The sequence below is a fragment of the Glaciimonas sp. PAMC28666 genome (genome assembly GCF_016917355.1).
GTDB lineage: Bacteria > Pseudomonadota > Gammaproteobacteria > Burkholderiales > Burkholderiaceae_D > Glaciimonas.
The window spans coordinates 3,136,932-3,147,712 of sequence record NZ_CP070304.1; the positions used below are offsets into that span (position 1 = coordinate 3,136,932).

Here is a 10,781-nt window from a genome sequence, read left to right on the forward strand (position 1 = left end):
CGCGTTGATTGCATTAGGCTAGGGTGTTAAAAAATTTGCCCCTGTCGCCAGATCATAGGCGACAGTGTTCGACGCGTATCCGATAGCGCCTCCCTCATTGTTACGTCGGAGGGCGCTCCGTAAGACTCTTCTGCCAGACGTCCCGATAGCCAAAGGTAGGCGCTGGTACTTCCTCCGCAAACCAAAAATCGGTAAAACTCACCACATGCGGAGTAAGGAACCAGTGAGCATAACCGTTGGCGTCAATTGCCCACCAACGCGCACTTTTCGGTGCTTCCTTCCAATCTACATGTTGATGCATAGTAATCACCTCCATTTATTGTTGTCGATATAAGTTTGGACAAGCGAAGTCTTCCGGGGTTGCAGAGATTTTTTGCTGCGCTATGGAAATGAATACTTTTTGGGCGAAGTGGCGGGCTAAAGCGATGCCTTCTAAAAAACAATAAAATTTGGGGCCGGTTGTCGAAAGGAGAACAACGCAATGAAGGTCTTTTGCCCGGAAACCTCAATCCCGCAACGTTTCTTAGCGCTTATTAATAAAAAATACCGCCATATGCCCGCCGGATGCCATTTTTCATAGGGTCGTGTCATGGGGCTGTAATGCACATTGGTTATTATTCAGCCCTGCTTGCGCTTAGACGCACTACCGGGGCTGGCGGTCGGGAAACATACCAGCACCAATTCAGAAGTCGAAGTCCGCAACGTTGCAGCTTTTTAGTACTTTGCGGACCTTTTGACGCCCGGCTTATTGAGGGGTTTTTGAAAAAACCACTCGTAATGCGCTAGCGGTAGCCGCCTTCGCTAGGACCTTGGTCCGGGCTATGGTGGTCTCTGCCCTGATCATGATCTCCACCTGCGCCGTGGTTATAATCTCCGCCTGCGCCGTGATTATAATCTCCGCCGCCCGGCCCCCACGGTTCCGCAACGCATCCTCCCAGAAGGGCGGCCAACACCAGCAAAATAGAAAGACGTTTCATGATGACTCCAAAGAGTTGTCTATAGTTGTTCGACGCTGGATTTGTTATTCGGTTCACAAGAAAGAGTCAATCTTCTGCAATAGATGTGTGTCCTGACCTCACCGCGGCGCATGCGTGCCATTTGGTCCGTAACAAGAGAAGCAAGTAATAAAATCTTCTGCCGGGAAGTTAACCGCAAGAGTTGTTTCGCATTGGAGATTTAATGATTAACGAACGGCCGAGTGTGCGCCAAAAAATCATGAAAGTTTTACGCCTACTTCGCAGCGGCGGTGTGCGGCTTTGCAAGGTCAATTAGTCGACTGATAATTTCAGTGCGGTTGAAATGAATACACCCCCTAATGGTGGGTTTTATCTTGTATTAAAAAACCTTTAGCAATGAATCGGATAAGGTCCCCCCGCTCTGCGAATTCGACGGAGGCTGGCCTAGCGTCAAAACGTATGCGCTTTTCGGGCGGCGTGGTGCAACAGCAATATGATGAGGGGATACTTTAAAAACTGTTGTGATCGTTCTTGATGGCAACACTTAAACGGTCAATGCTTCGGAAATTAAAATTGTAATGAGACCTCCTCACGGCCCCTTATTACGGTAAAGCAAGCGACTGAGCCGATTATCGAATCGCCTTCAGTTATTGAGAACGTCTACTGAGCTCCTTGGAACTCCCATCGGTTCATCGCAGTCGAGTTTGCCTGGGCACCAGCTGCATCGCTCGCTGCCTGAGCCATCGCACTTAAGCCAGGGGATCGCTGCTCGCGGGTTAACATAGTAATAAAAATGTCGGTATGTTTGAAACCACCTTCGAGCGCGGCCTGGAGCACGTCGTCTATAAATATTCCGGTCCGCGTTTTAGCATCTCCTGTCAAAGCGGGATCGTCACTATAAAACATATTTCCAAGAAGCAACAATAGCCCCGCTGGAGTCATGTCGTAACCACCGCCGTTGTCAGTGAACATTTGAGGGGCATCCCTGATGATCATTATCAGTTTCCTATAAATCATTTCAATATTCAGCTTCTCCCGGCGCTATACACACGGAAGAGACGAAGCTTACATTTCTTTCAAGAAATTCTACATGAGCCAGATGCAGTCGAGATGTGATACGCGGCACATCCCCATGGTTTTCTTTATGTTTATTAGCGATCAATAGTTCGTGGAAGTATTGATGTTGGGAAAGGTATACGATTTTGATTTGAAGGAGTTTGATCGGGAGCGAAGAAACCGGCTTTACGGAGGCTGATTTGGAGGTTTTTCTACGTGATGAATCACAGTAAAAACGGAGAAGAACAGAATAGAAAAAGTAATAACGCAATTCAGTAGGATTGCGCAAGGACGTTAATTAATGATGGTTAATAAATTAATTTAGCAGTTGGTACGCTGTTGTGTACCAAAGCTCGACTGGCGCTCGGTCGTTTTGGATCAAGGCACCGCATGCAAATCAAGCGAATTGAAAACAAAAAACCCGCACGCTCACGAGGAGAAATGCGGGTTTTTGTACGTCCCAGACTAGCTGGAACATGTTCATGGTGGTGATAGGTGGATTTGAACCACCGACCCCAGCATTATGAGTGCTGTGCTCTAACCAACTGAGCTATATCACCAAAGAAGCCCGCTAGTATGATCTATCATCCCGATTGTTGTCAAGAGAATTGGGGGGCTGATTTTGGTAATTTTAGACTTATTTGCGCTCGTTTTCGTTAAGGGCTTCAATAACTGTATCCAATACCGTCTTGGCAACGTTATTGCCGATGCAATCGATGACGATGCGGTCGGGCATTGCGCGTAGCCATGTTAGTTGGCGTTTGGCTAGCTGGCGCGTGGCGATGATGCCTTTTTCGCGCATTTCATTGAAATCGTAATGGCCGTCGAGATATTCCCAGGTCTGGCGATAGCCGACGCAGCGCATCGACGGTAATCCGAGATGCAGATCGCCCCGCGCACGCAGCGCTTCAACTTCGGCGACCAGTCCGCCGCCGTTGCTATCCAGCATCAGATCGAAGCGTTGGGTGATGCGGCCGTGCAAAACGCTGCGGTCGGACGGTTCCAGCGCAATGGGTAATGTCTCAAAGGGGAGTTGCGGCGGTGGCTTGTTGGTCAGCAGCGATGACATGGTTTGGCCGCTGAGTTCGATAATTTCGAGGGCGCGCTGGATACGCTGACTATCGTTCGGTTTCAGGCGTTCTGCGGTGACCGGGTCGAGTAACGCTAATTTTGCGTGCATGCCGGGGACGCCAATGATGGCGGCTTCGGCGTCCAGGCGGGCGCGCAGTGCCGGGTCGGCTTGCGGTAGCGTGTCGAGTCCGTCGCGCAGTGCTTTGAAGTAGAGCATGGTGCCGCCGACCATCAGTGCGAGCTTGCCGCGGGCATGAATTTGCGCGATTAACGCCAGCGTGTCGTCACAAAACTGCATGGCTGAGTACGACTGCGCGGGGTCGATGATGTCAATCAGGTGGTGCGGAGCGGCGGCGCGTTCCGCGGTTGTCGGTTTGGCGGTGCCGATATCCATGCCGCGATAGACCAGCGCGGAGTCGACCGAGATGATTTCGGAGGGAATATGGCGGGCGATCTCGAGCGCTGCGGCTGTTTTGCCAGAAGCGGTGGGTCCCATGATGGCGACCACGAGCGGAAGTTTTGGTGCGGATGAATGCATGCTTTGGGGATTCGAGTGACGTTATTGTTCGCATTCAGCAGGCGGTGTTGCTGTGCCCTTGAATGCCTGTAGGCCATGTGTTTGCGCACAATGCTTTCGCTTGCTATTTTCGGTTGATATCGTGCGCGCTGTTTCCCGCGCTATTGTCCGCGTAAAAAGAGTTTATCCAGATCGGACATGGCCAGTTGGCTCCAAGTGGGGCGGCCATGATTGCACTGGTCGGCGCGGTCGGTGGCTTCCATCTGGCGTAGCAATGCGTTCATTTCTGGCACGGTCAGGTGGCGGTTGGCACGCACGGCGGTGTGACAGGCAAGGGTGCCGAGCATTTCGTTGCGGCGTTCTACCAATACCCGCGATCCACCATATTCGCGTACGTCGCGCAACACGTCTCTTGCCAGCGTTTGGGCGTCGGCATTTTTTAGCAACGCGGGTATGGCACGCACGGCGAGTGTGGTCGGCGACATTGCTGCGATATCGAAGCCGAGTGCGTGCAGAATCTCCTGGTTTTCTTCGACGGTGCCGACCTCTACGCCATCGGCAAAAAATGTGACGGGAATGAGTAATGGCTGGACCTGCATGGCGTTGTCATCCAGCGCATCTTTGAGCTGTTCGTACAAAATCCGCTCATGCGCGGCATGCATGTCGACCAACACCAATCCCTTGGCGTTTTGCGCGAGGATGTAGATGCCGTGCAGTTGGGCCAGCGCAAACCCGAGTGGAAATTCATCGTGGGCGTTGTACTGGGACGAGCCTGGCAGTCCAAAACTGGGAGTCGTAGCGGGCGAAATGGAGGTTGGGCCACCAAACAACGCACCGTATTGCGCGGCCGATTGCGCCACACCGGCAGGTGTATTTCCCCTAAATTGGCCGCCAAACGTCGTTTGTTGATGTGGCTGGGGCTGCGGCTGGGTAAGCAGTGGCGATTGCGGTTGCAAAATAGCCTGCAGGTGTTCGGCGGAGCCGCGCATCCAGGGCATTGCGCCACTTGGTGCAGGTATCGGTGCGGGCGTGGTGCCGAATGATGTTGCCGAAGTGAGTGCCAACGCCCGATTGACTGCGTGATAAATGAATTGGTGAATCGATCGACTATCGCGAAATCGGACTTCGATTTTGGAGGGATGAACGTTAACGTCGACTAGCGCTGGGTCGAGATCCAATGCCAGCACATAAGACGGAAAGCGATCGCCGTGCAATACATCTTGATAGGCGGCGCGGACCGCATGCATCAGCACCTTATCGCGCACGAAGCGTCCATTAACATAAAAGTACTGCGCGTCCCCACGCGCTTTGGAGGCAGTCGGCAGGCCGACGAAGCCATGCAGGCGCAGAGTGCCAGCGCTTTCGTCCAGCGCTAATCTGGCATCCGCGAACTCGCTGCCTAATATAGTGGCGCTGCGTTTTGCGCCTTCGGTCGCCATCCAGTGATCAACGGTTTTACCGTTGTGTGTCAGCGAGAAGGCGACATCGGGGCGTGACAATGCGATACGGCGTACCACTTCGCCGCAATGGCCATATTCAGTTTGGTCGGATTTCAGAAACTTGCGGCGCGCGGGGGTATTGAAATATAAATCCTGCACATTGACCGTGCTGCCGTGTCCGCCGGAGGAGGGCGTCACTACCAGCGTGCTGCCATCGATTTCGGACGCGTGGGCCGCCTCGGCTGTGCGCGACGTCAGTGTCATTTGTGACACTGAGGCAATCGAGGCGAGTGCTTCACCGCGGAAACCAAGCGTTGCGACATTCTCAAGATCGTTCAGCGATGTGATTTTTGAGGTGGCATGGCGCGCCAAGGCTAACGGCAATTGTTCGGGGGAAATGCCGCGTCCGTTGTCGGTAATCGAAATGCGCTTGATGCCGCCTTGTTCGAGGCGCACGGTAATCTGGGTTGCCCCGGCATCTAGCGCGTTCTCTAATAGTTCTTTAACAACTGCGGATGGCCTTTCCACTACCTCGCCCGCGGCAATCTGCGAAATAAGGTTGTCAGGAAGAGCTTGGATAGGGCGAAGGGAGGGCAATGGTGCATTCATTTATCGATTATACCGAACCCCCGGGCCTGATTCTTGTCTGGAGTAAGGGTTCTTATTTTTTCTCGGTTTTTTAATAATGATGCAATGTTGTGCAAACGTCATTAATAGGGCTTTGTCGGTCCGCTGTGGGCACAAACGTGGGTTTATTCTGACTTTCACCGGCGCAGACCGGTAAGAGAGTTTCAGCTGCGGCTGATTGTCGATCTTTTCGCGCATGAACGATCGTCTACTGGTAATCCGTAAGCGGTTTTTTTTATTAATATTGGCTTTTTCGGCGGACCGGGTAGTGTATTATTTCGCGCAACCATTAGGAGAGTTATGGACTTTATGCAATTCCTCGACGTGATTTTGCACGTCGACAAATCCTTAGGATTCTTGATTAAGGAATATGGCACCTTAATCTACATGGTGTTGTTTTTAATTGTCTTTTGCGAAACGGGCTTGGTGGTATTTCCATTTCTGCCGGGGGACACTTTGCTGTTTATCGGCGGCGCATTTTGCGCGATGGGCGAAATGAATATCTGGGCGCTGATGGGTTTGCTGATCCTCGCTGCAACCACCGGCAATACCCTGAATTATTGGATCGGCAGCAAGATAGGGGAAAAAGTATACTCCCATGATTATCGATGGCTGGACCAACATGCACTGCAAAAAACACATGCTTTCTACGAGCATCATGGCGGTAAAACAATCATTTTGTCGCGCTTTGTTCCCATCGTGCGCACTTTCGCGCCATTCGTGGCTGGCGTGTCGAAGATGACGTTTTCGAAATTCCAGTTATTTAATATTGTTGGTGCGTTGTTGTGGGTAGTGGGCTTGGTATCGGCAGGATATTTCTTTGGAAACATGCCTATCATTCGTGATCATTTAAATACGATTGTCTTGCTCGGCGTTGGAGCGGCGATCATCCCGGTGGCATTGGGTGGAATCTGGAAATTGTATCGCAAGTTCAGAAGGCAGCAGGCGTAAGCCTTACCGCCGGTCTAAAGTATAAAAAGGGCAGGACGCTGATATGCGTGCTGCCCTTTTCACGTTTTGGTCCTGCACCCTTTGCGGTGAGCAGAACTAAGCCCCTGCAGGGTCAGGTCATCTGATTCTTCGACAACGGCGGGTTGTGTGAGAAATACTTCTTGATGCCGGTTAATATCGCGTCCGCCATTTTGTCCTGATAGGCGTTATCAGTCAGTTTGGCTTCTTCCTCCGGATTGGAGATGAAGGCGGTTTCAATCAGAATGCTCGGGATATCGGGCGCTTTTAATACCGCAAAACCGGCTTGTTCAACCGATCCTTTGTGCAGCTTGTTGATACCGCCAATTTCACCCAATACAGCGCTGGCAAGTTTCATGCTGTCGTTGATTTGTGCCGTGGTGGACAAATCGAGCAGAACGCTGGCAAGTTGCTTGTCATGACTTTTGATATTTACCCCACCGATCAAATCCGAAGCGTTTTCCCGGTTGGCCATCCAGCGTGCCGCAGTCGAGGTGGCACCTTTTTCAGACAAGGCAAACACGGATGAACCACGCGCAGTTGGTGTTACGAAGGCATCGGCGTGAATGGAGACGAATAGGTCAGCCTGAACTTTACGGGCCTTTTGCACACGCATTCCCAGGGGGACAAAGAAATCGGCATCACGCGTCAGCATGACCCGCATATTCGGTTGCTGCTCAATTTTGGCCTTGAGGCGTTTGGCGATGGAGAGGACGATATCCTTTTCATGATTACCGCGACTGCCGGTTGCACCAGGGTCTTCACCGCCATGACCGGGGTCAAGTGCGATGGTGATCATGCGCGTCATGGTTGGCGATTTCTCAAGTTTTCGCTCCGCTTTGGGATCAACCCTTGCCACCGGTGGTGGTTCTGGTGGCGGTTGCAAGGGCACTGGCTTGGTGACCGCGACTGGCGGTACGATTTCACCCGGCTCAGCGGTTGGCCATTCACCCTTCTGGATCATCATCGCAATCGGATCTGGCGGCACCAACGGATACAAATCGAATACCAAACGATATTTGTAGTTGCCAATCGGGTCCAATGTAAAGACTTGCGGCACGACCTGATCTTTCAGATCGAACACCAGGCGGACCACATTCGGGCGATTTTGACCGACCCGAACCTGTTTAATGTAAGGATCGTTGGATTGAATCTTGGCAACCAGTTCTTTCAGGGCCGGATTCAGTTCAATTCCCTCGATATCAACGACCATCCGGGCAGGATTTTGCACCAGGAAATGGGTCGCTTTTAGCTCGACATCGTTTTCTAGCGTGACGCGCGTATAGTCGTCAGCAGGCCATACCCGCACCGCAAGAATTTGTGCCGCGCGTGCTGATTGCGAGGTCAGGGGCGCGACCACTGATATAAGTAGCGTTCCGCCCGCTTTAAGGATGGTACGACGGCTTTTGGATTTTAGAGGTTTGGTGCAAATTTCAGTCGAGCGAGACATTGATTACCTTTATCAGTTGCGCCGCACAATTTTACATCACGGCCATCTCCCGAGACGCTGAGAATGACGTTTATGTCGGGTGTTGGCAATATATTTTCTGCTTTTTCCGGCCATTCGACGATGCAGATATTGGTTTCATTAAAATGCTCGCGGAAACCAGCTTCCAGAAATTCTTCCGGACTTCCCATACGATACAGATCAAAATGCATCACTTCGACCAGTTGTTGATTAATATTGACGGTATAAGGTTCAACCAGCGTATAAGTTGGGCTCTTGACGTGACCGGTATAGCCGGCGGCATGCAACAAGGCGCGGGTCAGCGCCGTTTTGCCGGCTCCGAGGTCGCCGTGCAAATAAATGCTCAGTCCAGCGACCAGCGCCCGCGATAATGCTGCACCGAGGGCCAAAGTACCTGCTTCGTCATGTAGATGGAAGGTGTAGTCTTGCATCTCGTAAATTAGTCCTATGTCATTAAAGAGTTGATGTCCCGATGTCGCCATCCCATTTTACTGAAGTCGATAGTCCCAGCGGTAGCTACGGTGATCATGCCCGCGAACATAGCCGCGATCATAACCGTACTGCAATGGTTGCGCTTGCCGTCACCATCAAGGCATGGGGGCGGGAATTGGGCTTTGCTGACGTGCGGATTACCGACGTCGATCTGTCGCAGCAAGAAGCAGGCTTCGAAGCCTGGCTTGCGCACGGCTATCATGGTGAGATGGATTATATGGCAGCCCACGGATTGAAGCGTGCACGACCGGCAGAATTGGTGCCGGGCACGATTCGGTCGATCAGCGTGCGGATGGATTACTTGCCGCAGGACAGCGATGCAGCGTGGCGGCAGCGGGAGAAAAATCGGCTTCATCCGAATGCCAGCCATTCTGCCACGGTGTCTTTGTATGCGCGAGGCCGCGATTACCATAAGGTATTGCGTTCCCGCCTGCAGCAACTGGCTGATCGCATAGCGGCAGAAATCGGACCGTTCGGTTATCGCGTATTTACCGACTCAGCGCCGGTAATGGAAGTTGCGCTGGCACAAAAAGCGGGGTTAGGGTGGCGTGGGAAGCACACGCTGCTGTTAAATCGAGAAGCCGGGTCGCTCTTTTTTTTAGGCGAAATGCTCACTGATATACCGCTACCAACCGATGCGCCGGTCACTGCGCATTGCGGTCAATGCAGCGCGTGTATCGATGTGTGCCCCACCAAAGCAATTATTGCCCCATATACGCTGGATGCCCGGCGATGTATTTCCTATCTGACAATAGAATTAAAAGGCAGCATTCCTCTGGAGTTTCGCTCGCTAATCGGCAATCGGGTCTACGGCTGCGACGATTGTCAGCTGTTTTGCCCTTGGAATAAATTTGCCCAGCCTTCCACGTTAAATGATTTCGATGTTCGCAACGGCCTCGATAACGCTTCATTAGTTACACTGTTTAGCTGGACCGAAGCGCAATTTAACGAGGGCTTGCAAGGCAGCCCGATTCGCCGGATAGGACATGAGCGATGGCTACGTAATATTGCGGTGGGTTTGGGAAATACAGCCGCAGCCGGCGTGAATGCGGTGGAAATCATCGCTGCATTGCAAGCGCGGGCTGACGATCCATCCGCACTTGTTCGGGAGCACGTCGCATGGGCGCTGGAGCAACACGCGGTTTAGTTATAGTGTAATAAGCCTAACCATAACGGCAAAGTCAGCATCGACAGCACAGTACCGGCAGAAATGATAAACGCTACCAAGGGCCCGTTGCCGCCAAGCCGTGCCGCCAGAATATACGAGCTGGATGCCGTCGGCAGCGCACAAAACAACACGACTATTTGTAATTGCAGAGTGCCCAATCCGGCCCAACGTCCGAGTAACAAGGCCACCGCCGGTAACGCCAGTAATTTAACGGCGATAAAAAATCCGGTCATCAGCTTGGCCTGATGTACACCAGAAAGGCGCAAACCAGCGCCCACCAGCAACAAGCCCATGGCCAGCGCGGCATTACCCAGACGCGACAACACCGCACCGGCCACATCCGGCATGGGCAGGCCCGACAAGCTATATAACAGGCCGCAACCCGTCGCGACCAACAAGGGGTTTCTAGCCAGTTCCTTCAACAAGCCGCCATTCTTATGCACCAGTGAATGCACCGCAGCCAGATTGCACAGCGGCACGCCGAACCCAATCAACAACGCCATATAGCCAGTCCCTTCCTCGCCCGCCATGCGCGATGCCAGCGCCAATGCCATATAGGAGTTAAAACGGTAACCGGTTTGCATCCCGGATTCAAAATCCATCGGCGTCGCCTTCAAAAAAGGCTTGCCGATCCACGTCATGATAATGGCCGCGCCGAGGGAGGCTAATCCCACCATCAGCATTTTTCCAGTTGTCTCAAAATGCAAGGGCGTGCGCGCAGTGGAATAAAACAGCAAAGCCGGAAACAGTAGGTAATACACCAGCTTCTCGGCACCGGTCCAGAAAGCATCGCCCCAGTCGGTGGTGCGCCGCAGGATGACGCCGAGCAGAATCAGAGTGAAATCGGGAAGCAGCAGATTGATGATGTACATGAATGAAAGAGTTAATGTAGGACGACGGTAAATGCGCCTGAGCGGTGCGTTATTTGTATTTCAGTCCGGACAATAAAGTGAGATTGGTGTGAACGAGCAAGTCTACCTGTCAAAAATGGCAATGGTCAAATTATAACGATTTGAAT

10 protein-coding genes and 1 tRNA gene are annotated in these 10,781 nt (G+C 52.3%); 2 read left to right on the top strand and 9 right to left on the bottom strand.

Features of this window, described 5'->3' with window-relative positions; all coding sequences use genetic code 11:
* Positions 1–100 precede the first annotated feature (100 nt).
* From JQN73_RS13490 to mutL, 6 genes are all read right to left on the bottom strand, one after another.
* A complete protein-coding gene (locus JQN73_RS13490) occupies positions 101–301 on the bottom strand; it encodes a hypothetical protein (RefSeq protein WP_205319405.1) in 201 nt (66 codons plus the stop codon).
* A gap of 481 nt (positions 302–782) precedes the next feature.
* A complete protein-coding gene (locus JQN73_RS13495; RefSeq protein WP_205323539.1) occupies positions 783–977 on the bottom strand; it encodes a hypothetical protein in 195 nt (64 codons plus the stop codon).
* 639 nt (positions 978–1,616) lie between these two features.
* Entirely contained in the window at positions 1,617–1,952 is a 336-nt protein-coding gene (locus JQN73_RS13500) for a hypothetical protein (protein WP_205319406.1), read from the bottom strand.
* A gap of 543 nt (positions 1,953–2,495) precedes the next feature.
* Positions 2,496–2,572, bottom strand: a tRNA-Met gene (locus JQN73_RS13505).
* A 77-nt stretch (positions 2,573–2,649) separates the two neighbouring features.
* Positions 2,650–3,621 carry a tRNA (adenosine(37)-N6)-dimethylallyltransferase MiaA gene (miaA, locus tag JQN73_RS13510; protein ID WP_205319407.1) on the bottom strand — a complete coding sequence of 324 codons (972 nt, stop codon included), beginning with the start codon at positions 3,619–3,621 and terminating at the stop codon, positions 2,650–2,652.
* A gap of 140 nt (positions 3,622–3,761) precedes the next feature.
* Positions 3,762–5,648 carry a DNA mismatch repair endonuclease MutL gene (mutL, locus tag JQN73_RS13515; protein WP_205319408.1) on the bottom strand — a complete coding sequence of 629 codons (1,887 nt, stop codon included), beginning with the start codon at positions 5,646–5,648 and terminating at the stop codon, positions 3,762–3,764.
* Positions 5,649–5,966: 318 nt separating this feature from the next.
* Here mutL and JQN73_RS13520 point away from each other — a divergent pair, with 318 nt between their 5' ends.
* Entirely contained in the window at positions 5,967–6,617 is a 651-nt protein-coding gene (locus JQN73_RS13520; RefSeq protein WP_205319409.1) for a VTT domain-containing protein, read from the top strand.
* A 112-nt stretch (positions 6,618–6,729) separates the two neighbouring features.
* On the opposite strand, the gene JQN73_RS13525 is transcribed toward JQN73_RS13520, so the two are convergent.
* Both JQN73_RS13525 and tsaE read right to left on the bottom strand, forming a co-directional pair.
* Entirely contained in the window at positions 6,730–8,085 is a 1,356-nt protein-coding gene (locus JQN73_RS13525) for an N-acetylmuramoyl-L-alanine amidase (RefSeq protein ID WP_205319410.1), read from the bottom strand.
* Positions 8,049–8,534 carry a tRNA (adenosine(37)-N6)-threonylcarbamoyltransferase complex ATPase subunit type 1 TsaE gene (tsaE, locus tag JQN73_RS13530; RefSeq protein ID WP_205319411.1) on the bottom strand — a complete coding sequence of 162 codons (486 nt, stop codon included), beginning with the start codon at positions 8,532–8,534 and terminating at the stop codon, positions 8,049–8,051. The genes JQN73_RS13525 and tsaE overlap by 37 nt, the downstream gene beginning before the upstream one ends.
* Positions 8,535–8,668: 134 nt before the next feature.
* Here tsaE and queG point away from each other — a divergent pair, with 134 nt between their 5' ends.
* The gene (gene queG, locus JQN73_RS13535; protein ID WP_205323360.1) at positions 8,669–9,742 is read left to right on the top strand and encodes a tRNA epoxyqueuosine(34) reductase QueG; all 1,074 of its coding nucleotides are present in this window, start codon (positions 8,669–8,671) and stop codon (positions 9,740–9,742) included.
* Here the strand turns inward: queG and JQN73_RS13540 are convergent.
* The gene (locus JQN73_RS13540) at positions 9,739–10,635 is read right to left on the bottom strand and encodes an AEC family transporter (protein ID WP_205319412.1); all 897 of its coding nucleotides are present in this window, start codon (positions 10,633–10,635) and stop codon (positions 9,739–9,741) included. The genes queG and JQN73_RS13540 overlap by 4 nt on opposite strands.
* Positions 10,636–10,781: the final 146 nt, after the last annotated feature.